A 21893-nucleotide genomic window follows, 5' to 3' on the forward strand; every position below is an offset into this window, starting at 1 on the left:
TCATGCAGCGTAGATTCGAACCGGTACGGGTGGGCGTGATCGGGTTGGGCAGGCAAGCGGTCGACGACCATCTTCCTGGCCTCGCATCCTGCGAGTCTGCCGAGCTCGTCGCGGTCTGCGACGAGGATCCCGAGGTCGTTCGCGAGCACCAGTACCGTTGCCGCGTCCCCGGGTACACCGACTTCACTGCGATGCTGCGGTCCGAGCAGTTGGACCTTGTCGTCGTATGCGTTCCGCACAGCATCGGCCGCCGCGTAATCGAGGCCGCAGCTGAGCACCGCGTCCATGTGCTCAAGGAGAAACCATTCGCCACGTCCCTCGCCGAGGCCCGCGAGCTGGCGCGGTTGTGCGAGAAGTCGGGGATCGAACTGATGGTTACCCTGCAACGCCGCTTCAACCCGATCTATATGAGCTTTCCTCAGCTGGCCGACCAGATCGGGATGCCGTTCGTCGTCGACGCCCGCTACACACTGCACACTTCGGATCCCTCCGAAGGCTGGCGTGGTGATATCGCCACCGCTGGTGGAGGCTGCGTCATCGACATGGGCTATCACGTCATCGACTTGGTGCTGTGGTATTTCGGTCTCCCCGACCTCGTCATCGCGGACCTGTCTACGGCGGCTCGACCGGACCGCGAATACGATGCCGAAGACACCGCACTGGTGCATTTCTCCTACGACTCTGGCCAGTACGGATCGATTCTGATGTCCCGTTTCATCGGTCCCAAGACCGAGGACCTGCGACTCGTCGGTTCCAAAGGCATCGTGCACCTCGAACGTGGACGGATCCGGAGGCTCACGAACGACGGAAGAGTTGTCGAATCCTTGGTCCGCGAGCAAGCCTGGCCGTCAGCCGCTGCCTCACAGATCGAGTTCTTCCGAAGGGTAATCGCCGGCGAACGGCCCAACCCCAGCGGACCACGCCAGCATTTGGCCCACATGCGGTTCGTGACCGCTTGCTACCAATCCGCCCGGACCCACACCCCGGTAGACCCGAAGGAGCTTCGGTGAACTCACCACTCGCCCTACTGGGCGGCACACCGACCATCGAGGACCCCACTCCACATTTTCAGTGGCCTCCAATGAACGATCTCACCCGCAACGCGGTACTGGCCCAACTCGATAACACGATCTCGATATACGACCGATCCGGCGTGATCGCCGAGCTCGAAGACGCTTTGGCCGCCTACTTCGGCTCCCGATACGCCGTGCTCACCAGCTCAGGGACCGCAGGTCTGTACTCGATGTACACTGCCTGCGGACTGAGCCCCGGAGACGAGGTCATCGTCCCGGCGTACACGTTCTTCGCGACCGCCACACCGCTCCTGCACCTCGGCGTAGTCCCGGTCCTGGCCGACTGCGACCCAACCGGCAACCTCGATCCGCGGGAACTTCCCCGACACATCACCGAGAAGACTAAAGCCATTGTGGTAACTCACATGTGGGGCTTGCCTGCGCAAGTCCAGAGCCTCGCTGGGCTCGCCGAGGTCTACGGGCTGCAACTCCTCGAAGACGGCTCCCACGCCCACGGTGCCGGTATCGATAGTCGTAAGGTCGGTACCTTTGGCCGGGCCGCCGCATTCAGCATGAACGGTCCCAAACCGCTCTCCGCCGGCGAAGGAGGTTTCGTACTCACCGACGATGAGCACGTCTACTACCGTGTGCTCCTGCATGGCCAATACAACAAACGCTGCCGCACTGAAATACCTGAACACCACTCTCTACACAGGTACGCGGTCACTGGCATGGGCTTGAAGCATCGTATCCACCCCCTTGCCGCAACCATCGCTCTCAACCAGCTCGCTCTCCTCGACGAATATCTCACAGGTCGCTGCCGTATTGCCGCCTACATGGCAGACCGACTGGATGGCTTACCAGGAATTACCGCACCTCGTCCCGGCGCCCAGGTGCGGCCCTCTTGGTACGGGATGGCATTGCAGTACCGCGGTAACGAACTCGGCGGTCTACCCATAGAACGCTTCCACCAGGCGTTACTTGCCGAAGGCTGCCGTGAAGTCGATCGCCCGGGCTCCACCTGTCCTCTCAACCTCCTGGAACTGTTCCAGAGCCCCGGTGCCCTGTTCCCTGGGTACGCTGGCGAGTTCGCCTATCGGCCGGGGGAATTCCGGCAGGCCGAGCATCTGTACCACCACACGATCAAGTTGCCGGTATGGCACCGCGAACAAGACCTTCCCGTCGTCGACTTATACCTCGACGCGATCGCGAAGGTCATCCATAACGCCGACGAACTGAAAGGATGAGCAGAATGCCGACCCGTATCGAAGACCTCACCACGCAAGCAGAACGCGACGGAGTTCAGCAGCTCGTTGTGGGCGCTGTCGTCGAACACGATGGCCGCATCCTTCTCCTGCGCCGTCGCGGCGACGACTTCATGGGCGGAATATGGGAACTGCCCAGCGGCAAAGTCGAGCCGGGCGAAAGTCTCGAGTGTGCCCTCACCCGTGAGGTTCAGGAGGAAACAGGGCTCCAGGTCGCCGGAATCGGCCGCTATGTCGATAGTTTCGACTACCGCTCCGGGAGCGGGAAGCGCAGCCGTCAGTTCAATTTCGTTGTTGAGTGCGTCGCTCCGGAACCGGTCCGGCTTACCGAGCATGATGCTTATACCTGGACCGTGCTCACGGAAGAACCCCCGGTCACCGAAGCGGTGAAACAGACTCTTGTTCTGTATCGGAATGCCGATGGGATGTGGGACCATTCGGACGGCGCGTAACCGGGTTCCGGCCGGACAATCGCCGAGTTCGAGCCGATCGGCGGCTGCGCTGGTGGCGGTCTTCGAGCCGAGCCGAAGTGATCCCGGACCCCGTAGACCCGAGGTCAGGCTCTCGGGTTCGTGAACTGCTCGGTTCCCGTGACCTTCAGCAGTTCGAGGGCGCCGGCTTCGGGGGTGCCGGGTGCTGCGGAGTAGACGACGACGGTTTGGTCGCTGTCGGGTACGAGCAGGGTGTCGCAGTCCAGGGTGAGGGTGCCCAGGTCGGGGTGGTTGATGGTTTTGCGGGTGTTGCGCAAGTGGGCGGCGCGGCGTTGGGCCCAGAGGCGCTCGAATCGCGGGCTGCCGGTGCGCAGCTCGGTGATCAATCGATCGAGCTCGGGGTCGGCGGGGTAGCGGGCGCGGGCGGCGTGCAGACTCGCGACCCAGGTCGCCGTGATGGTGTCGATGTCCTCGGGGGCCAGGACCACCCGGCTCGGGCCGTCGCCGAAAAACGCCTGCCAGATGATGTTGCGGCGGGCTGGTGGCCAGCGAGAGAAGTCCCCGAGCAGCGCGGCCGCCATCGGGTTCCAGGCCAGCACGTCGCTTTTGGCCGAGAGCACCAGCGCGGGTAGATCGACCATCCGGTCCAGCACCAGCCGCAGCACGCTCGCGCGCACCACCATCGCGATCCGGTCGGCGCCGGGCGGCTCGCTGCCGGCCAGCCGGAACAGCAGATCGCGATTGTCATCGTCGAGGCGCAACGCCCGCGCCAGGGCCGCCAGCACCGACGGCGAGGGCACAGGGCCGCGGCCCTGTTCGAGCCGGACCACATAGTCGACGCTCACCCCGGCCAGCTGCGCGACTTCTTCACGCCGCAACCCAGGGACCTGCCTGCGCGAGCCCGCGGGCAGGCCGACGTCCTCGGGGCGGACTCGGGCGCGGGCCTGGCGCAGCTGCGCCGCGAGTTCGGAGCGATCCATGCCACGATCATCGCGCAGTCCGGCGTTCGCGGGGTGGTACCGCTGATCCCAGGACGTATCGGTCCTGCCCAGCGGCCGGCCTGATCGGCACGCTGATGGCATGAGCGATACAACGACGACGGCCCTGGTCACCGGGGCGAACAAAGGGCTGGGCCGCGAGACCGTGCGCCGGCTGGCGGAACTGGGGTGGCGGGTGTTTCTCGGCGCGCGTGACGCTGAACGTGGACGTGCGGCCGCGGACGAGTTCACCGCGGCCGGCCACCAGGTGAGCTTCGTGCCGCTGGATGTCACCTCAGAGGAGTCGGTCGCCGCGGCGGCGAAGCTGGTCGGCGAGCAGGTCTCGCACCTGGATGTGCTGATCAACAATGCGGGGATCGGCGGGCCGTGGGTCGCGCCCGCCGACACCGTCGCCGCCGACGTGCGCGAGGTCTTCGAGACCAACGTCTTCGGGCCGATCCACGTCACCCACGCGTTCCTGCCGCTGTTGCGCCGGTCGGCCCAACCACGCATCGTCATGGTGTCCAGCGGAATGGGCTCGCTGGCCATCACCTCCGACCCCGCCCGGCTGGAATCCACCCTGCACGGCCTCGGCTACCCGGCCTCGAAGTCCGCGCTCAACATGATCACCTCGCAGTATGCCCGCGCGCTGCCCGGCATCCAGGTGAACGCCGCCGACCCCGGCTACACCGCCACCGACCTGAACGGCAACAGCGGAACCCAGACCGTCACCGAGGGGACCGATGCCATCGTTCGGCTCGCCACCCTCGGCCCGGACGGACCGACCGGAGGGTACTTCGACCGCGCGGGACGGTTGCCCTGGTGATCGGCAGGGCAGCGGGGACGCGCGATGCCATCCGGGATGTCGAGTGGCAGGATGGCGCGCTGATCTCGTTACAGCGAAAACGCCTGGGGGAGTGGTGATTCACGTGGAACCGCGGGTGCACCGCCTGCCAGGGCGAGTTCGCATTCGGTCCGCGCACGCCGTGCGTGTGTGCATCAACTGCCGAAACCGTGCCGTGTCAGAGCTGCGAGATCACCATTCTCGCAGGTGAACTCGGGTACAGGCCCTAACTGGTGCGGCGAATGGCGCACGAGGGCGGGCCTATCGAGAAGGCGCGGCGGACCGACCGGCCGGTCTACAGAACTGCGGTTGACGCGACTCGGCAGTCGGTGCACACCTGCACCGACTGCCATTCCACGCCCCTCAGGTACTGGACGACGCCGCGAAGGGCGTCCCGGTGGACGCGAATTCACGCCGATGCGGATGCCGCCACAACCCCTTGCGTTCCAGGATCGGCAGCACGCCTTCGCCGAACCAGTAGGCCTCCTCGAGATGCGGGTAGCCGGAGAGGATGAAGTGGTCGATGCCGAGGCGGGCGTATTCGGCGATGCGCTCGGCGACTTCGGCATGGGAGCCCACCAGGGCCGTGCCGGCGCCGCCGCGCACCAGCCCGACGCCGGCCCAGAGATTCGGTGCGATCTCGAGCCGGTCGGTGCGCCCGCCGTGCAGTTCGAGCATCCGCCGCTGGCCCTCGGACTCGCTGCGCGCGAGGTTGGCCTGCACCCGCTCGACGTCGGCCGGATCGATACCGGCCAGCAGCCGGTCGGCCTCGGCCCACGCCTCCTCGGAGGTATCGCGGCTGATGACGTGAATGCGCAGCCCGAAATCGAGCGTGCGCCCCCGCTCGGCGGCCAGGCCGCGAATCCACTCGAGCTTGCGGCGTACCGCAAGCAACGGCTCGCCCCAGGTGAGGTAGGTGTCGGCGTACCGCGCGGCCACGGGTCCCGCCGGTTCGGACGAACCGCCGAAGAAGATCGGCGGCACCGGGTCGGGGCGGTTGTTCAGCAGCGCCTCGCGTACCTGGATGTGCTCACCGTCGAAGCTCACCGGTTCGGTCGAGGTCCACAATTGCCGGACGACATCGAGGAATTCGCCGGTGCGCGCGTAGCGCTGGGTCTTGTCCAGGAAATCGCCGTAGGCCTGCTGCTCGTGCGGTTCGCCGCCGGTCACCACGTTCAGCAGCAGCCGTCCGCGTGAATGCCGCTGGAAGGTGCCCGCCATCTGCGCGGCCAGGGTGGGACTGATCAGGCCGGGCCGGAACGCGACCAGGAACTTCAGGGTCTCGGTCGTCTCGACCAGCATGGCGGTGGTCAACCAGGCGTCCTCGCACCACGCGCCGGTCGGCGTCAGCACCGCTTCGAAACCGTTGTCCTCGGCGGCGGCGCCGATCTGGTTCAGGTAGCGCAGGCTCGCGGGACGGTCGCCGGACATGGCGGTACCGTGACCGCCCGCGATGAGGCCGCGGGAGTCGCCGTAGGTGGGCAGGAACCAATGAAACGACAGGCTCATCCGCTCATCGTCGACGGCCGGCGGCGGCTGGTCACTGGTTGAAACCAGCGCGGTTTTAATCCGGCTGCACGACGCTCACATAGGCGGCGAGGAAGCCGAACAGGCCCGCGCTGTGCTCGATGATCTGCTCGGCGTCGAAGTCCAGTTCGCCGTCGAGCCAGCGCCGCAGCACCTCGAACAGGCCGCCGACGGCCAACGTCGATCCCAGATGCGCCACCGCGATGGTGGATTCGGCCAGATGCAGATAGCGCTGCGCATGCGCGAGCACCAGATCGGTGAATCGGGTCATGATCTCGCTGCGCAGCTCGCGCATGACCGGTTCGGCGGCGGATTCGATGAACAGGATCCGCGCCATCACCGGATCGTCGGCGATCATCCGCACGAACGCGCCGACCGTCGCCCGCGCCACTTCGTCCGGTGCCGCCCCATCGGCGGGGGCGGCCAGTTCCACCTCGCGGCGCAGGATGTTCTCCAGCTCGACCGCCACCGCGCGCAGCAGCGCGTCCCGGTCGCTGAAGTGCTGGTAGAAGTACCGCGAGGTCAGCTTGGCCTCCGCGCACACCGCGGTGACGGTGGTTTCGGCGGCGCCGCGGGTGCCCAGCAGCAGGGTGGCGGCCTCGATCAGCCGAGCGCGACGTTGATCATGTCGCTGTTCGGCGGTCAGGCCCCCGTAGACGCGCGCTGGACTCACGGCCGACATTCTGTCATGATTCCAGGCATCTGACTAAGTGTAAAGTCAGATGGAACTCGGTCGAAGGTGTCCGAGTGCGACCAGACGAGGAACTCAATGACGCGGCATGTCGACGTATTGATCATCGGCGCTGGCCTGTCCGGAATCGGCGCGGCCTGTCATCTGGCCAAGGAGCAGACCGGGCGCAGCTTCGCCATCCTGGAGCGGCGCAGCGCCATCGGCGGCACCTGGGACCTGTTCCGCTATCCGGGCATCCGCTCCGACTCGGACATGTTCACCTTCGGCTACGGCTTCCGTCCCTGGACCGGAACCAAGGTGCTGGCCGACGGCCCGAGCATCCGCCGCTACGTCGAGGAGACCGCCGCCGAGTACGGCGTGACCGAGCACATCCGCTTCGGCCGCAAGATGGTGAAGGCGAGCTGGTCCAGCGAGGCCGGCCAGTGGACGGTCGAAGCGATCAACGAAGAGACCGGTGAGACCGAGGTCTACACCAGCAACTTCCTCATCGGCTGCACCGGCTACTACGACTACGACAAGGGCTACCAGCCCACCTTCCCCGGCCAGGAGCGCTTCGGCGGCCGCCTGGTGCACCCGCAGCACTGGCCCGAGGACCTGGACTACAAGGGCAAGCGGGTGGTCGTCATCGGTTCCGGCGCCACCGCGATCACGCTGATCCCGGCCATGGCCGACGACGCCGAGCACGTGACCATGCTCCAGCGTTCGCCCACCTACATCGCGGCCATCCCCAGCGACGACCCGGTCTCGGTCGGCTTCAACGCCGCCCGCGTTCCCGCCGCGCTCACCTACAAGCTGGGCCGCGCCCGCAATATCGCGTTGCAGCGCGCCACCTACGAGCTGTCGCGCAAGCAGCCCGATGTGGCCCGCAAGCTGCTGCTGTCGGCGGTGCGGCTGGCCGTCGGCCCGAACGTGGACATGCGCCACTTCACGCCGAAGTACAACCCGTGGGACCAGCGGCTGTGCGTGGTACCCAACGGCGACCTGTTCAAGGTGCTGAAGTCGGGTGAGGCCTCGATCGTCACCGACACCATCGAGACCTTCACCGAGACCGGCATCAAGCTGTCCTCGGGGCAGGAACTGCCCGCCGACATCATCATCAGCGCGACCGGCCTGAACGTGCAGATGCTCGGCGGGGCGACCCTCGAGGTCGACGGCGAACCGGTCGTCACCCGTGATCGGGTGCTCTACAAGGGCGCCCTGCTCGACGGTGTCCCCAATGCGATGGTCGTGCTCGGCTACACCAACGCCTCCTGGACGCTCAAGGCGGACCTGGCCGCCGAGTACTTCTGCAAGCTGCTGAACTACATGCGCGACAAGGGCTACACCCAGGTCGTTCCGCGCGCCGATGAGGCCGACCGGTCCGCCGATTCGCTCATGGGCGGCGCGCTGACCTCGGGCTACATCCAGCGCGGCGACGGCGTCATGCCGCGCCAGGGTGCGCGCGGTCCGTGGAAGGTCATCAACAACTACTACCGCGACCGCGCCTACCTGCGGAACAGCCCCGTCGAGGACGACGCGTTGGTGTTCACCGACGCCGCGGGCGCCACGGTCACCGGCATCCGGCAGGCGAGTCCGCGCGGCGTACTCGGCAAAGCTGCCGGGCGGCTGCCGCTGATCGGTACCCGCACCGCCTGATTCGACCTCGCGCGCCGGTCGGGTCCCGCGGGGCTCGACCGGCGCCGTCGTCGTGGCGTACACCATCCACCGGCGGCACGCCGAATGCCGTCGACGGCAGCGCCCGCTCGGTAGCGTGGCGTTATGAGCGAGCGACTGGTGATCATCGGCGGCGATGCGGCGGGCATGTCGGCCGCCTCGCAGGCGCGCCGGATGCGCGGGCCAGGGGAGTTGGCGATCGTCGTCTTCGAACGCGGGCATTTCACCTCCTACTCCGCGTGCGGAATCCCGTACTGGGTCGGTGGCGCTGTCAGCGACCGCGACGAGTTGATCGCACGCACACCGGAGGAACATCGGTCCCGCGCCATCGATCTGCGCATGCGCACCGAGGTCGTCGAGATCGATATCGACAAGCGCCGGGTGCGCGCCCGCGAGCTGGATTCGGGCGCCGAATCCTGGACCGAATACGACAAACTCGTCATCGCTACCGGTGCCCGGCCGATTCGCCCGCCGCTACCGGGCATCGATGCCGACGGCGTCCACGGCGTGCAGACCCTCGACGACGGCCAGGCGCTGATCGATACTCTCGAGCGCGCGGCCGGTCGGCGCGCGGTCGTGGTGGGCGCCGGCTACATCGGGGTCGAAATGGCCGAGGCGCTGATCAACCGTGGCTTCGAGGTCACCCTGGTCAACCGTGGCGCCGAGCCGATGTCGACGCTGGATCCCGATATGGGGGCTCTGGTCCGCACCGCCATGGGCGGCATGGGGGTGAAGATCGTCGGCAACGCCGAAGTCACCGCCATCGGCACCGACGGCGACGGCCGTGCCCGCTCCGTTGTCACCGCACAGGCCGAATATCCCGCCGACGTGGTGGTTCTCGGCATCGGCGTGCGACCGGAGACCACCCTCGCCGAGGCCGCGGGGCTCCCACTCGGCACCCACGGCGGCCTGCTGACCGACCTGTCCATGCGGGTGCGCGGCCGCGACGACATCTGGGCCGGCGGCGACTGCGTCGAGGTGCTGGATCTGGTCTCCGGCGTCGAGCGTCATATCGCCCTCGGCACGCACGCCAACAAGCACGGCCAGATCATCGGAGCCAATGTCGGTGGCGGCTACGCCACCTTCCCGGGCGTGGTCGGCACCGCGGTGAGCAAGGTCTGCGATCTCGAGGTGGCGCGAACCGGGCTGCGGGAGAAGGACGCTCGCGCCATCGGCCTGCAATACGTGCCCGTCACCATCGAATCGACCAGTCGCTCCGGCTATTTCCCCGGCGCCGAACCGATGACGGTGAAGATGCTCGCCGAACGCCGCACCGGCCGGCTGCTCGGCGTGCAGATCGTCGGTCGCGAGGGTGCGGGCAAACGCGTCGACATCGCCGCGGTCGCGCTCACCGCCGGGCTGACCGTCGAGCAGATGACGGCGCTGGATCTCGGATACGCGCCGCCGTTCTCGCCGGTCTGGGACCCGGTACTGGTGGCAGCGCGCAAGGCCGTCACGGCCGTGCGCGAGCGCGGCTGACCCGCCCGGCACACAGTGTGGACCCATCGTGGCGATCTGCGGGCATACCCGGTCACCGCTCCCGTACTATCGTCGATCGACAACCATGATCAGAAGGGGGGCGCGGTGCAGCCTGGGGAATCGGTGAACAGCCGCTGGGACAGAAGGGCATTGCTACACCGTGGGCAAGGATCGGGCGCCGATGCCGCGGCGCGAGCGGCGGTGAGCAGATGAGCCCGGAAGCCGGTGCGGGACTGGGCAGCTCGGAGTTCTTGACCACTCCGATCCCCGCGCCCTCCGAAGCGTCTGCCGTGGGCGGAGGTGCCGAGCCGGTGCGACGCGTCGCCCTGCCGCACGCGGAGGCCACGGCCCAGCCGGGCCCGCGGCCCGCGCATCCCGGGCGCGCCCATGTGCCCGGTCCGCCGGACCGGTTCGAGGCCGACCTGGGCGCCGTCGCGCTGGTCACCGACCGCGGTGTGGCCCACGCGCGCAACGAGGACGCGGTCGCCGCGGGCGTCGGTATCCCCGCACGCGGGCGCGCGCCCGTTACGGTGGCCGTTGTCTGCGACGGCGTGTCGTCCTCGCCGAATCCGCAGGCGGCTTCCGGCACCGCCGCACGCACCGGCGTCGATGCCTGCCTGAGCGCGCTGGCCGAGGGCAGGCCCGTCGAGGACGCGGCCACCGCGGGCCTGGCCGCCGCCGCGGCCGCGGTCCGCGACATCGCCTCGATCGACGGCGACTCACCCTCGTGCACCTACGTCGGTGCCATCGTGCACGACGACGGCGCGGGCAACGCCACGATCACCGTCGCCAATGTCGGTGACAGCCGCGCCTACTGGCTGGTCCCCGGCGATACCGGCGACGACGACGCCGAACCAGCGTCCCGGCGGCTCACCCTCGACGACTCCTGGGCCCAGGCCCTCGTCGACGCCGGCGCCATGGACGAGGCCGCCGCCATGAACGACCCACGCGCGCACACCCTGCTGCGCTGGCTCGGCGCCGACTACGACCAGCAGCCGTGGTCGTCGCGCAGCGTGCAGAGCTTCCGGTGCACCGGCCCTGGCGTGCTGCTGCTGTGCAGCGACGGGCTGTGGAACTATCTGCCCGATCCGGTCGCCTTGGCCGCGATAGCCACGGCGAAGCCGCCCGCCCTCGCTGCCAGGGATCTGGCCGATTACGCGGTGGCGTGCGGCGGCGGCGACAACATCACCGTGGCGCTGGTACCGGTGGGTGCTCTGGACCCATCTGAGCCGGCCGCGCCCGCGGTGGCAAACGGTCAGTGACCCTGCTGGTCGGTGAGTTTGTGCCCGTGCATCGCCTTCACCCGGCGATGCTCGAGCGCGATGACGGCCACGCCGCCGATCAGCAGGACGGCCGCGGCGATACCGCCGACGATGGCCCAGCCCTCATAGCCGTAGCCGGCCGCGGTCAAGGTGAGAGCGACGGCCACCAGCCCGAGCGCGCACATCACGATGCCGGGCCAGTTGCGCACGTCCTCCATCGCCTCGCCCGCATGCGCGCGGGTGGTGCGGGTCTCGTCGGGGAAATGATGTTCGGGAACGTGCGGGGAGTCCCGGTGGAAACCCCTGGTCGAATCGTCGGGCGCGGCTGCCATCGCGTTCTCCTTCCGGTCGATGATCCGGGGTGAGCGTCCGGATGGTGACAACCGCCGAGTACCCCGCGACCGCCGAAACAATCGAGATCCCCGCCACCAGGGCATCCGCGGACAGCTGCCTGTCCGGTGGTTTGTCGCCGAACGGGCACGGGTATCAAGTCGGCGAGCCGGTGCGATCGTCTCGACGGTTCGCTCATCGGTGACCGCTACGCACGCACCTACCGCGAGGAGGTTCGTCATGAACGGTGGACCATCGGCCGGTCCGGGACAGACCATGGTCACCACCAACCACGACGTCATCCGTCGCTGGGCCGAAAGGCGCGGCGCCAACCCGGCCACCATGCCGGGCAGCGACTACAACGGACGCGTCGAAGTGTTGCGTTTCGACTTCCCCCGCTACGGCGGCGCGGGGTTGCTGCCCGTCGACTGGGACGACTGGTTCGCCACCTTCGACGCACGTCAGCTGTGCTTCCGCTACCAGGAACGACGCCCCGACGGCAGTCCGAGCAACTTCTTCCGATTGGAGCGTCCGGACCGACCGGTTCGGTGAGCGATCTCACGCGAGGTTTAGCAATCGGGCATACAGGGCACTACTGTTACCGGAAAGTTGCTCGAGAAAAGCTGAAAAGCGGAACATCGCGTCGGTCTGGGGATGCGAACCTCCGCGCCGCGATGCGCTCCGCGTATCTGCAAAGGATTTGAATATTGAGCGCGAGCCTGATGATCGTGGAAGACGACGACAGGGTCCGAGGCGCATTGCGCCTGGCCATGGAGGACGAGGGCTACGACGTCGAAGAAGCCGAGGAGGCCGAGGACGCGCTCGATCATCTGCGAAGCAACGGCGTTCCCGATGTGATGATCGTCGATCTGATGCTGGGTGGCATGGATGGGTTCACCTGCATCCGTGAGATCCGCCGCGATCACGATGTGCCGATCATCGTGGTCAGCGCCCGCGACGACACCCACGACGTGGTGGCGGCGCTGGAAGCCGGCGCCGACGACTTCGTCACCAAGCCCTTCGAGATCAAGGAGATCACCGCCAGGATGCGGGCGCTGCGCCGCCGCGCCCGGCTCTCGGCCGAGCGGGAAGCGCCGGTCGAGGTGGTGCTCGACGCCGATCCGGACGCACCGCTGATCCTCGCCCCCGACGGCGGCGCGGTCCGCCGCGGCGACGAGGAGATCGCACTGACGCTGACCGAGTTCCGCCTGCTGTGCGAGCTGGCCGAGGTGCCCGGCCGGGTGCTGAGCCGGTCGGTGCTGCTCGAGCGGGTCTGGGACCGCGGTTTCTTCGGCGACGAGCGCATCGTCGATGTGCACATGCGCCGGTTGCGCACCAAGATCGAACGCGATCCGTCCGACCCGCGGATCGTGGTCACCGTGCGTGGTCTCGGTTACCGGCTCGACGTGCAACGCTGAGCGGGCCGCCCATCTCAGCGTCGATGACGAACGCCGAACGCGTCCGCACCCGGCTCGACCCGGGCCTGTGGAGCCTACGGGGCCGGGTCACCATCGCCTTTGCGGCGACCTCGGGCCTGATGTCACTGGCCCTGGTGCTGCTGGTCTTCGCCCGTCTGGGCGAGGACGGCGTCACCCTCGGGGAACGTGTCGTCAACCGCCCGGTGCTGGTGATCTGCTGTGCGCTGGTAGCCGCGACGCTCGGCGCCGCGGTCGGGATCTGGGTCGGGCGCCGGGTACTGCGGCCACTGCGTGATGTCGCCGAGGCGGCGGCCAAGATCGCCTCCGGTGATCTCGGCATCCGCCTGCCCGATACCCACGATCAGGACCTGGCCAGTACCGTCGACTCGTTCAACCGGATGGTCGATTCGCTGCAACGGCGCATCGACCGTGAACACCGGCTCTTCGGCGACGTCAGCCATGAGCTGCGGACGCCGCTGACCACCCTCACCGCCAGCGTCGAGGTGTTGAACCGCCATCGTGACGATCTGCCGGAACGCTCGCGCCGGGCTCTGGCCCTGGTCACCGCCGAGGTGGATCATCTGCGACGGCTGCTCGACGACCTGCTGGCGCTGGCACGGGTCGAGGCGGGCATGCACCACGGCGATGCCGACCCGTTGTCGGTGGCCGAGCTGCTCACCCACACCCTGCGCGACAGCAGGCATCCGGTGCAGTTGCTGACCGTCGCCGAGGACGTCGTCGTCCGCGGCCGCAAGCTCGAACTCGAGCGTGCGGTGGTCAACCTGCTGGAGAACGCCGACCGGCACGGCGGGGGAGTCGTCGCGGTCACCGTGCACCGCGCGGGCGGCCACGCCGTCATCGCCGTCGACGACGCCGGCCCCGGCGTGCCACCGGCCGATCGCGACCGGATCTTCGAACGGTTCGCCACCGCGCGCACCAGCCGCCGCACCGCCGACGGCGGCACCGGTATCGGCCTGGCCCTGGTGGCCGAAACGGTCGCCACCCACAAGGGCACCGTGGAATGCGGTGCCCGCCCCGGCGGCGGCGCGCGATTCACCATTCGCTTGCCCGCTATCGAGTGAAATGAAACGTGAGGTATATCCCGAAAATGCGGAGTTCATGAACGGCGTCACACGGCCGTAACACAATCGTAAAGTCCTCGACCAGGTCAGCTCAAAGTTCATTCGTAAGCCTGGGAAAGTACAGAACATCGACCTCGGAGTTGTATGTCAACGCAAGCTTTGCCGACACAGACCGACGACGACCCTGCGCGCGTCGATTCCGCGGCGACCCGTTCCGGATCGCACCGGCCCACCGCCGGTGCTCCGATTCTGCGGACCCCGGAAATTCGCGACGGGGCGCGCATCTGGGGTATCGCGAAGGATTCGCAGGTGCTGGACACCAATTCCAGCTATGCGTATCTGCTGTGGTGCCGCGATTTCGCCGCCACCTCCGTCGTGGCCGAGGTCGACGGCCGCGTCGTCGGCTTCGTGATCGGGTATCTGCGCCCGGAGTCCCCGCGCACCGTGTTCGTCTGGCAGGTCGCCGTCGATCACGATCAGCGTGGCCGTGGACTCGGCGTCGCGATGCTCGATCGCTTGGTGGACAACCTGATCGACGCCGAAGGACCCGGCGTCGACGCCCTGGAGACGACCGTCTCACCGGACAACCCGGCCTCGATCGCGATGTTCGCCGCGCTGGCGCGGCGCCGCGACGCGGAGATGACCAAGACCGAGTTGTTCACTCCCGGCGATTTTCCCGACAGCCATATCGCCGAGGACCTGTACCGAATCGCACCGATCGCCCGTAAAACTGAAAGGGATCTATGATGATCACCGCTGACACGACGATCTTCGACGCACTGGAATCGAATGTGCGTGGCTACTGCCGCTCCTGGCCCACGGTTTTCGAAACCGCGAAAGGCGCCTGGCTGCGTGACGAAGAAGGTAAGGATTTTCTCGATTTCTTCGCCGGCGCCGGCGCCCTGAACTACGGGCACAACAACCCCATCCTCAAGAAGGCCCTCATCGATTACATCGCCTCCGACGGTGTGACGCACGGGCTGGATATGTCCACCGTCGCCAAGCGGAAACTGCTGGAAACGGTGCGTGACACACTGCTGGCTCCGCGTGGGCTGGACTACAAGGTGCAGTTCCCCGGACCGACCGGCGCCAATGCCGTGGAAGCCGCGCTGAAGCTGGCCCGTAAGGTCACCGGTCGCCAGACCGTGCTCAGCTTCACCAACGCCTTCCACGGCATGACCCTCGGCGCGCTGTCGGTGACCGGCAACGCCGCCAAGCGCGCGGGTGCCGGTGTGCCGCTCAACCACGCCACCCCGATGCCCTACGACGGCTACTTCGACGGCACCACCGCCGACTTCCAGTGGATGGAGCGTGTGCTCGACGACTCCTCCTCGGGTCTGGACCGTCCGGCCGCCGTCATCGTGGAGACCGTGCAGGGTGAGGGTGGAGTGAACCTGGCGCGGGCGGAGTGGCTGCGGCATCTGGCCAGCCTGTGCGAGGCGCGCGGCATCCTGCTGATCGTCGACGATGTGCAGATGGGTTGCGGGCGCACCGGCCCGTTCTTCTCCTTCGAATCGGCGGGCATCACGCCCGATATCGTCACCCTGTCCAAGTCGATCGGCGGCTACGGCCTGCCGATGGCGCTGGTGCTGTTCAAGCCCGAACACGATGTGTGGGCACCGGGTGAGCACAACGGCACCTTCCGCGGCAACAACCCCGCGTTCGTGACCGCGCAGGTGGCGCTGGAGCACTACTGGTCCGACGGTGGGCTGCAAGCCGCCACCGAGGCCAAGGGCGAGCAGATCGCCCAGGCCTTCGGCGCGATCAGCGAGGGCCTGCCCGGCATCTCGACCCGCGGCCGCGGCCTGGTGCACGGCCTGGTCTTCGACGACGCCTCGCAGGCGGGCAAGGTCTGCCAGGTCGCCTTCGAACGCGGCCTGCTGGCCGAGACCTCCGGCGCCTCCGACGAGGTCGTGAAGCTGCTGCCCCCCTTGACCATCACCGAGGACGAGCTCGACCATGGATTGCAGATCCTGACCGGCGCGGTCCACACCGTTTGCGGCGCCTGAGGAGGCCGAACATGATCGTGCGTACCACTGAAGAAATCACCGGAACCGACCGCGATGTGGCCGGCACCGGCTGGCGCAGCAAGCGGATCGTGCTCGGCGGTGACCGGGTGGGGTTCTCCTTCCACGAGACCACCATCGAGGCAGGCACCACCCACGTCTTCCACTACCAGAACCACGTCGAAGCGGTCTGGCTGGTCGAGGGCGAGGGCACCCTGACCGATCTGACCAACAATCAGACCTACGAACTGGGCCCCGGTTCGATGTATCTGCTCGACGGCCATGAAAAGCACCAGCTCGAGGTGCGTACCCGGATGCGCATGATGTGCGTGTTCAATCCGCCGGTCACCGGGCAGGAGGTTCACGACGAGAACGGCGTCTATCCGTTGGTCGCCGTTCCGGCCAGCTGAGAAAGGACGCGACGTTGGCACACAATCGGATCGATCACTACCCGACCCGCACCCCGGAACCGGCGCCGCACCTCGAGCGCCACGACGCGACGGTGTGGGGTCGAATCGAGGCACCCGAGCTCGCCGGATTCGACACCGACGGGTATACGATCCTTGACCAGTTGATCTCCCCGGAGGAAGTCGCGCGCTTCGCCCGGGAGATCGACCGGCTCGCCGGCGATCCCGCGCTGCGCGGCGACGAGCGCGTGATCGTGGAGAAATCCTCGAATCAGGTGCGTTCGGTGTTCGAGGTGCACAAGCTCAGTTCCGCGATCGCGGAGCTGGCAGCGCAGCCGAGGGTCGCGGGGCTGGCCCGGCAGATCTTGGGGTCGGAGGTCTACCTGCATCAGAGCCGGGTGAACTATCTGCCCGGTTTCGGCGGCACCGGCTTCTACTGGCACTCCGATTTCGAGACCTGGCACGCCGAGGACGGCATGCCGTCTCCGCGTGCGGTCAGCATCTCCATCGCGCTGACCGACAACTACCCGTTCAACGGCAGCCTGATGGTGATGCCGGGCTCGCACCGCACTTTCGTGCCGTGCCAGGGTGCGACACCGGCCGATCACTATCGGGAATCGTTGCGGGAGCAGCAGATCGGGGTCCCGTCCCAGGCCGATATCGAGGACTTGGCGCACAAGTACGGCATCGCGCAGTTCACCGGGCGGGCCGGCTCGGCGCTGGTGTTCGACTCGAACATCATGCACGGGTCGGCCAACAACATCACACCGTTCCCGCGCTCGAACATCTTCCTGGTGTTCAACAGCGTGGAAAACACCCTGGAGGAGCCGTTCGCGGCTCCGGCGCGGCGCCCGACCTACATCGCCAGCCGCGATTTCACGCCGATCTGAGCCGACGGTCGCGTCCTGACGGCGGCGGGAAGGGGATCCCTTCCCGCCGCCGCTGCGTGTCAACAGGCGTGCGCGGGCACCCGGCGCAGCAGCCGGTACAGAGTGATCCAGCTGTCCGGGTGCACCAGCCCGACCGGTTCGTCGCCGGCGATTCCGGCGGCCGCGCAGGCGGTGCGGACCGCGGCGGCAGGCAAGCCACGGCGTAGCGAGGCCGCCAGCGATCCGCCGACGCCGGAGAAGCCGAGCTCGACCATCGCTCGGTAGGTGGCGCTTTCCGGGCCGGTGAGCAGCGGTTGCGGTCGGCGGGCGAGGCGCAGCACCGCGGCATCGACGCCGGGCACGGGGTCGAAGCTGCTGCGGCGGATGTGCGGGCCGAGCGTCATCGTCATCGCGGGCCAGTGGGTGACGGTGAGTTTGCTCCATCGGCCGTAATCGCCGGAGTGTTTGCGCGCGAACTCCCGCTGGGTGAGCAGCGTCGCCGAGGTGAGGTGCTCGGCGGCCAGGCACCAGCGCAGGATGTCGGTGCTGATGCCGAAGGGGATGTTGGCGATCACCGCGAACGGCGCGCTCGGTGCTTTCGTGCCTCGGAAATCGTTGTGAACCACTCGGATTCGCGGATCTTGTGCGTATCGGGCGCGCAGTCGCCGTGCGTAGTAGCGGTCCTTCTCGTAGGCGATCACCCGGTAACCGCGGGCGAGGAGTTGCCGGGTCAGCATGCCGTCCCCGGCGCCGATCTCGAGCACCAGGTCACCGGCGCCGACACCGGCGGCGCGGACGATGGTCTGCGCGGCGCGCGGATCGACGAGAAAGTTCTGCGACAGCTGCTTCCGCGTGCTCGTGGTACGGGCATGCGGAGGGAAACGTTTGCGGGACATGGGAGTCCTCCGGACGGAGTGGACGAATCAGAAGGCGTGATTCGCCCGGACCCATGCCAGGGCACGTGGAGACGACGGTTACCAGAACCGCGGGGGAGTGTTGGACGCGATCAGCGGTCTGGTCAGCGCGCGATGCGGTGCACCGGCAGAGCCCGGGCCACCGTGCGCAGGCGGATGAAGTACACGCCGGCCGCGCACGCCGCGTGCTGACCTGTGATGCCACTCATGCCGGTCACGCTAAACCCGCGCGCTATGCGGTGTCCACCGAATTTCGCGCGGTCACACCGCGCGCCGCGACAGCGATTCCGCGACCGTCTTCGCGGTGATCGCGCGGGTGCGCCACAACTGTGCCTCGGTGGTGGCGCCGCGCCGTTCCAGCAGTTCGGCCAGCCCGGCCATCGCCCGCACGCCCCGCTGCTCGGCCGCGATGCGCCAGCAGCGTTCGGCCTCGTCGAATTCGCCCTGCCGGAACCGCACCACACCGAGGTCGTAGGCCGCCGCACCGTGCCCGCCTGCCGCCGCCTGCGACCACAGCTCGCATGCCTGCTCCTCCTCACCCCGGGCGAACATCGCGACTCCGAGGTCGTAGAGCGCGCTGCGATAGTCGCGCTGGCCGGCCGCGCCGGGTTCGTTCGGCGCGGGTCCGGTATCGGCGGGGCTCTCGGACGGTCGGTCGAGCGGTGCGGCTGTGCTTCCGGTGCGTGCCGCGCGTGGCTCCGGACGCAGCGAGCCCGAGGCAGTCGACGGGTGGCGCGGTTCGCCGGTGCGCACAGTGCGTGCCGGCCCTGCGCCCACCGCGGGCATCGGGGTGGTGTCGGCCGGCGCGGCGCTCACCTCCACTACCAGATCGCCGAAATGCGGCGGCCCTGCCCCCAAACTGCACCACAGCACGATGCGTCCGCCCGCCGCGCGCTCGACGACGATGCCGTAGTTGCCCGACCAGGACCGGGCGGTCCCGTCGGCGTCGCGCCACACCGGAGTCAGTGAGTACAGGGCCCCACGGCCGGCGGCCGACAATTCGACGGTGATGCCGCGTTCGAGGGCGTCGCGCCAGACGTCGACCCCCGCCAGCCTGCGCCGGTCGACCCCGACATAGCCGTCGACCATCGACAGCCCCATGCCGAGCCCGCGCAACCCCGGCGGCGGCGTCGCCGACAGCAAGCTCAGTGTCAGGTTGGTGGCCGAACCGGTGAGCTGTTCGGTGTACATCGGATACACCATGCTGCCGTGCCAGCTGATCGGGTCGGCACTGCGGTAGCGGGCGGCCAGCGGTAGTTCGGGCCCGGCCAGGGACGGTGTGCCGGTCGCCGGTGCGACCGTGGACGTAACCGGTTCGATCATGTCTAGCCCCGCCTTTCCCCGATACCCGATCACCGCGATCGACCCCGCGCGGCGGCTATACCGTACTCGCCGTCGCGTGCGATTTCGCGGCGTTTCAGTGCGTGACGATGCGTTCGAGTGCCGCCAGATCCCGCTCCAGCATCCGGAACAACCAGTACACGCCGACGAAGGCCAGCGCCCCGCCGAAACACAGCACCCGTAGCGGCACGATCACCGAGTCGATGTCGGCCGACGGGATGAAGGTCACCCCCGCCGCACCGAGCAACGGCACCGCGGCGGCGACGGTCAGGAAATAGGTGCTGCGCCGGTCCAGCGCGCGCAACTGCCTGCTGTCGTCGGCGCCGAGCCCGCCCAGCGGAAGAAACGCCGGATACAGGCAGCGCACCGCGTAGAAACTCACCAGGAAATACGGGTACGCCATGGCGATCGCGCCGCAGACGATCTGGGTCAGGAAGAAGTGCGCCGACGATTCGGCGCTGATCTGGCTGCCGGACAGCTGCACCGACACCGGCACCGCGACACCGGTGATCACCCACAGCACGAAGCAGGTGAGCACATTGCGACTGGCCAGTTGCAGTGTGTCGGAGCGGGCACGTGCCAGTGTGGCCGCGTCATAGGCCTTGCCGTGGCGCAACCCGTACATGATCAGCCACAGATGCATCACAAGCGCGATGGTCACGATCGCGCCGATCAGGAAGCCAACACCGTAGCTGGTCCAGGCGACCCGGTCGAAGGTCCGTTGCGCGTCGGCGTCGAGCTTGCTGATGATCAGCGTGCGGTTGTGGTTGTAGCTGTAGAGGATCGCCAGCAGGTTGGGCACCGCGATGGCCAGGGCCATGATCGGATGCACCCAACCGCGGGCCCGCAGCCGCGCGCTGCCCGGCGGCGGGTCCACCAGATCGCGGGCCCGGGCGTCCAGGCACACCTGCAACTGCTGGGCCATATCGGCCCCGCGCTCCCAGCGTTTGGCCGGATCCGGGTCCAGTGCCCGCACCAGGGCGCGTCGCAGGGCGGCGGGGGTGCCGGGCGGGAGATCGGCGTAGGGCAGGTCGTCGGGGCTGTGCGCGCGCCGGTCCAGCATGGAGTCGAGGGCGGTGCGATCGCCGCCGGTGGCGTTCTCGTCGCCGAAGGGTTTGCGTCCGGTGAGCAATTCCCACAGCACCACGGCCAGCGAGTACAGGTCGCTGCGGGTGTCCAGGTCGGCCGCGGCGGTGGGCCGGTCCGGATGCACCACCGACAACTGTTCGGGCGACATATAGGCCAGCGAACCGCCGAAGTAGGCGACCGGACTGTCACCGGAGACGCTGCCGCTGAAGCTGATATTGAAATCGGCCAGTTTCGGTACACCCTCGGCGGTGAGCAGCACATTGGCCGGTTTGACGTCGCGGTGCAGCACGCCCACCCCGCCCGCGTAGTCCAGCGCCTGAGCGAGCCTGCGGCCCAGCCACGCCACCGTTTCCGGCCAGGACAACTTCGCCAGTTCGGCGCGCACCGGCGATTCGGCGGGCTGGATCTCGCCTTTGCCCGCCAGTACGGAGTCGATGACGTCGAGCAGCAGTTGCCCGTTGCGCCGCACCGCCGGTGTGTCGCGCACTCGTTCGAGCACCGTGAGCAGGGTGCCTCCGGGCACGTACTGCATGTACAGCAGCCGCAAGCCCGGCCCGTCGATCACGCGCTGATCGAAGACGCGCACGATGTAGTCGTGGTCGAGCTGGGCCAGCGTCTGCGGTTCGGTGCCCTTGTCGCGGGAGATCTTCACCGCCACCAGCCGCTGCATGGACCGCTGCCTGGCCAGGAAGACGCGGGCGAACGCGCCGCGCCCGAGGCTGGTCATCAGATCGAAGTCGTCGATGCGCTGACCGACCTCGAGCTCATCCAGATTCGCCGGTTCGGCTCGTCCGCCGAGCAGGGTGCTGTGATAGTCCTCGGTGGTCAGCAGTTGCGAGAGTTGTTCGGCCTGTTCGGGATAGGCGGCGGTGTACTCGTCGACGTCGACGGAGCTGCCCGAACGCCTGCGGATGTGGAACTCTTCGTAGATCAGGTCCGGCGGCAGCGGCCAGGTGCGCAGCTCGGGTAGTTCGTCGACGTATTCGGCCAGCCGTTTCGGGGCGGTGCCGCGCTGCCAGCGGTTGGCCAGATCGATCTTGATCAGTTCGATCAGCGAGACCCGCCGGATCGCCGGCGCATCGGGAAGATAGCTGCGCAGCTCCGGCGGGCTGTCGCCTTCCTGCCACGCTTGGGCGAATCGTTCGACGACCTCGGCGACCTGGTTGCCACGCGATGTCTCCGGCGACCGGTCGGGCTGGACGGTCACCCCGGAGGCAGGCGGGGCGGAGTGCGCCATGTGCGCATCGTAACGCCGTCAGCAGTGCTGCGTCGGCTTCTTTCCTGGTCGCGTCGCG

21 protein-coding genes are annotated in these 21893 nt (G+C 67.9%); 14 read left to right on the plus strand and 7 right to left on the minus strand.

The features are described from left to right. Nucleotides 1–29 precede the first annotated feature (29 nt). From RJ05_RS12175 to RJ05_RS12185, 3 genes are read left to right on the plus strand one after another with little or no spacing between them, the layout of a single operon-like run. Nucleotides 30–1010, plus strand: a complete 981-nt coding sequence (locus RJ05_RS12175) for a Gfo/Idh/MocA family protein (RefSeq protein WP_249040496.1) — start codon at nucleotides 30–32, stop codon at nucleotides 1008–1010. After that, nucleotides 1007–2260 carry a DegT/DnrJ/EryC1/StrS family aminotransferase gene (locus RJ05_RS12180; RefSeq protein WP_036536996.1) on the plus strand — a complete coding sequence of 418 codons (1254 nt, stop codon included), beginning with the start codon at nucleotides 1007–1009 and terminating at the stop codon, nucleotides 2258–2260. Before RJ05_RS12175 ends, RJ05_RS12180 begins: the two co-directional genes overlap by 4 nt. 5 nt (nucleotides 2261–2265) lie before the next feature. Continuing rightward, nucleotides 2266–2730, plus strand: a complete 465-nt coding sequence (locus RJ05_RS12185) for an NUDIX domain-containing protein (RefSeq protein WP_036537102.1) — start codon at nucleotides 2266–2268, stop codon at nucleotides 2728–2730. Nucleotides 2731–2834: 104 nt separating this feature from the next. On the opposite strand, the gene RJ05_RS12190 is transcribed toward RJ05_RS12185, so the two are convergent. Beyond that, nucleotides 2835–3689, minus strand: coding sequence for a helix-turn-helix transcriptional regulator (locus RJ05_RS12190; RefSeq protein ID WP_036537000.1), 855 nt, complete (start codon nucleotides 3687–3689; stop codon nucleotides 2835–2837). Between the two features lie 100 nt (nucleotides 3690–3789). Between RJ05_RS12190 and RJ05_RS12195 the strand changes: the two genes are divergently transcribed. After that, a complete protein-coding gene (locus RJ05_RS12195) occupies nucleotides 3790–4512 on the plus strand; it encodes an SDR family oxidoreductase (RefSeq protein ID WP_036537003.1) in 723 nt (240 codons plus the stop codon). A 381-nt stretch (nucleotides 4513–4893) separates the two neighbouring features. On the opposite strand, the gene RJ05_RS12200 is transcribed toward RJ05_RS12195, so the two are convergent. Together RJ05_RS12200 and RJ05_RS12205 are read right to left on the minus strand one after the other, a co-directional pair. Then, nucleotides 4894–6039 (minus strand): LLM class flavin-dependent oxidoreductase, encoded by a 1146-nt coding sequence (locus RJ05_RS12200; RefSeq protein WP_036537006.1) that lies wholly within the window; start codon nucleotides 6037–6039, stop codon nucleotides 4894–4896. 55 nt (nucleotides 6040–6094) lie between these two features. Beyond that, nucleotides 6095–6730, minus strand: a complete 636-nt coding sequence (locus tag RJ05_RS12205) for a TetR/AcrR family transcriptional regulator (protein ID WP_165448859.1) — start codon at nucleotides 6728–6730, stop codon at nucleotides 6095–6097. A gap of 96 nt (nucleotides 6731–6826) precedes the next feature. On the opposite strand from RJ05_RS12205, the gene RJ05_RS12210 reads away from it, so the two are divergent. The 3 genes from RJ05_RS12210 to RJ05_RS12220 all read left to right on the plus strand — a co-directional run bounded on the left by RJ05_RS12210 (nucleotide 6827) and on the right by RJ05_RS12220 (nucleotide 11142). Continuing rightward, a complete protein-coding gene (locus RJ05_RS12210) occupies nucleotides 6827–8383 on the plus strand; it encodes a flavin-containing monooxygenase (RefSeq protein WP_036537008.1) in 1557 nt (518 codons plus the stop codon). Between the two features lie 123 nt (nucleotides 8384–8506). Next, a complete protein-coding gene (locus RJ05_RS12215; protein ID WP_036537009.1) occupies nucleotides 8507–9880 on the plus strand; it encodes an FAD-dependent oxidoreductase in 1374 nt (457 codons plus the stop codon). A gap of 209 nt (nucleotides 9881–10089) precedes the next feature. Beyond that, entirely contained in the window at nucleotides 10090–11142 is a 1053-nt protein-coding gene (locus RJ05_RS12220; protein ID WP_051016476.1) for a PP2C family protein-serine/threonine phosphatase, read from the plus strand. On the opposite strand, the gene RJ05_RS12225 is transcribed toward RJ05_RS12220, so the two are convergent. After that, the gene (locus RJ05_RS12225) at nucleotides 11136–11474 is read right to left on the minus strand and encodes a hypothetical protein (protein WP_036537012.1); all 339 of its coding nucleotides are present in this window, start codon (nucleotides 11472–11474) and stop codon (nucleotides 11136–11138) included. The two genes, RJ05_RS12220 and RJ05_RS12225, sit on opposite strands and share 7 nt — an antisense overlap. Before the next feature lie 238 nt (nucleotides 11475–11712). On the opposite strand from RJ05_RS12225, the gene RJ05_RS12230 reads away from it, so the two are divergent. The 7 genes from RJ05_RS12230 (at nucleotide 11713) to thpD (ending at nucleotide 17275) form a co-directional block, all read left to right on the plus strand. Further along, nucleotides 11713–12024 carry a hypothetical protein gene (locus RJ05_RS12230; protein WP_014351414.1) on the plus strand — a complete coding sequence of 104 codons (312 nt, stop codon included), beginning with the start codon at nucleotides 11713–11715 and terminating at the stop codon, nucleotides 12022–12024. A gap of 155 nt (nucleotides 12025–12179) precedes the next feature. Then, nucleotides 12180–12890: a response regulator transcription factor gene (locus RJ05_RS12235; RefSeq protein WP_036537015.1), complete on the plus strand. Its 711-nt coding sequence runs from the start codon at nucleotides 12180–12182 to the stop codon at nucleotides 12888–12890. Between the two features lie 23 nt (nucleotides 12891–12913). Continuing rightward, nucleotides 12914–13972 carry a sensor histidine kinase gene (locus tag RJ05_RS12240; protein ID WP_051016480.1) on the plus strand — a complete coding sequence of 353 codons (1059 nt, stop codon included), beginning with the start codon at nucleotides 12914–12916 and terminating at the stop codon, nucleotides 13970–13972. Nucleotides 13973–14116: 144 nt separating this feature from the next. Further along, entirely contained in the window at nucleotides 14117–14719 is a 603-nt protein-coding gene (ectA, locus tag RJ05_RS12245) for a diaminobutyrate acetyltransferase (RefSeq protein ID WP_228783772.1), read from the plus strand. After that, nucleotides 14719–15981 carry a diaminobutyrate--2-oxoglutarate transaminase gene (gene ectB, locus RJ05_RS12250; protein ID WP_036537116.1) on the plus strand — a complete coding sequence of 421 codons (1263 nt, stop codon included), beginning with the start codon at nucleotides 14719–14721 and terminating at the stop codon, nucleotides 15979–15981. The genes ectA and ectB overlap by 1 nt, the downstream gene beginning before the upstream one ends. 11 nt (nucleotides 15982–15992) lie before the next feature. After that, complete coding sequence (locus tag RJ05_RS12255) at nucleotides 15993–16388, plus strand: ectoine synthase (RefSeq protein ID WP_014351408.1); 396 nt, start codon at nucleotides 15993–15995, stop codon at nucleotides 16386–16388. Nucleotides 16389–16402: 14 nt separating this feature from the next. Further along, on the plus strand, nucleotides 16403–17275 hold the full coding sequence (thpD, locus tag RJ05_RS12260) for an ectoine hydroxylase (RefSeq protein WP_174343930.1): 873 nt from the start codon (nucleotides 16403–16405) through the stop codon (nucleotides 17273–17275). 59 nt (nucleotides 17276–17334) lie between these two features. Here thpD and erm read toward each other — a convergent pair whose 3' ends face one another. From erm to RJ05_RS12275, 3 genes are all read right to left on the minus strand, one after another. Next, nucleotides 17335–18150, minus strand: coding sequence for a 23S ribosomal RNA methyltransferase Erm (gene erm, locus RJ05_RS12265; protein WP_036537018.1), 816 nt, complete (start codon nucleotides 18148–18150; stop codon nucleotides 17335–17337). A gap of 279 nt (nucleotides 18151–18429) precedes the next feature. After that, nucleotides 18430–19491 (minus strand): tetratricopeptide repeat protein, encoded by a 1062-nt coding sequence (locus RJ05_RS12270; protein WP_036537020.1) that lies wholly within the window; start codon nucleotides 19489–19491, stop codon nucleotides 18430–18432. Nucleotides 19492–19585: 94 nt separating this feature from the next. Further along, nucleotides 19586–21835: a serine/threonine-protein kinase gene (locus RJ05_RS12275; RefSeq protein ID WP_051016482.1), complete on the minus strand. Its 2250-nt coding sequence runs from the start codon at nucleotides 21833–21835 to the stop codon at nucleotides 19586–19588. Nucleotides 21836–21893 lie beyond the last annotated feature (58 nt).

It is taken from the genome of Nocardia cyriacigeorgica NBRC 100375, assembly GCF_000308555.1.
Lineage (GTDB): Bacteria > Actinomycetota > Actinomycetes > Mycobacteriales > Mycobacteriaceae > Nocardia > Nocardia cyriacigeorgica.

Excerpts from the sequence above, each read along its gene's own strand:
- RJ05_RS12230 (WP_014351414.1), top strand. The coding sequence starts at position 11,713 with ATGAACGGTGGACCATCGGCCGGTCCGGGACAGACCATGGTCACCACC.
- ectB (WP_036537116.1), top strand. The coding sequence starts at position 14,719 with ATGATCACCGCTGACACGACGATCTTCGACGCACTGGAATCGAATGTG.
- RJ05_RS12270 (WP_036537020.1), bottom strand. The coding sequence starts at position 19,491 with ATGATCGAACCGGTTACGTCCACGGTCGCACCGGCGACCGGCACACCG.
- RJ05_RS12190 (WP_036537000.1), bottom strand. The coding sequence starts at position 3,689 with ATGGATCGCTCCGAACTCGCGGCGCAGCTGCGCCAGGCCCGCGCCCGA.
- RJ05_RS12225 (WP_036537012.1), bottom strand. The coding sequence starts at position 11,474 with ATGGCAGCCGCGCCCGACGATTCGACCAGGGGTTTCCACCGGGACTCC.
- RJ05_RS12215 (WP_036537009.1), top strand. The coding sequence starts at position 8,507 with ATGAGCGAGCGACTGGTGATCATCGGCGGCGATGCGGCGGGCATGTCG.
- RJ05_RS12200 (WP_036537006.1), bottom strand. The coding sequence starts at position 6,039 with ATGAGCCTGTCGTTTCATTGGTTCCTGCCCACCTACGGCGACTCCCGC.
- RJ05_RS12255 (WP_014351408.1), top strand. The coding sequence starts at position 15,993 with ATGATCGTGCGTACCACTGAAGAAATCACCGGAACCGACCGCGATGTG.
- RJ05_RS12195 (WP_036537003.1), top strand. The coding sequence starts at position 3,790 with ATGAGCGATACAACGACGACGGCCCTGGTCACCGGGGCGAACAAAGGG.
- RJ05_RS12210 (WP_036537008.1), top strand. The coding sequence starts at position 6,827 with ATGACGCGGCATGTCGACGTATTGATCATCGGCGCTGGCCTGTCCGGA.
- RJ05_RS12275 (WP_051016482.1), bottom strand. The coding sequence starts at position 21,835 with ATGGCGCACTCCGCCCCGCCTGCCTCCGGGGTGACCGTCCAGCCCGAC.
- erm (WP_036537018.1), bottom strand. The coding sequence starts at position 18,150 with ATGTCCCGCAAACGTTTCCCTCCGCATGCCCGTACCACGAGCACGCGG.
- ectA (WP_228783772.1), top strand. The coding sequence starts at position 14,117 with ATGTCAACGCAAGCTTTGCCGACACAGACCGACGACGACCCTGCGCGC.
- RJ05_RS12185 (WP_036537102.1), top strand. The coding sequence starts at position 2,266 with ATGCCGACCCGTATCGAAGACCTCACCACGCAAGCAGAACGCGACGGA.
- RJ05_RS12220 (WP_051016476.1), top strand. The coding sequence starts at position 10,090 with ATGAGCCCGGAAGCCGGTGCGGGACTGGGCAGCTCGGAGTTCTTGACC.
- RJ05_RS12240 (WP_051016480.1), top strand. The coding sequence starts at position 12,914 with ATGACGAACGCCGAACGCGTCCGCACCCGGCTCGACCCGGGCCTGTGG.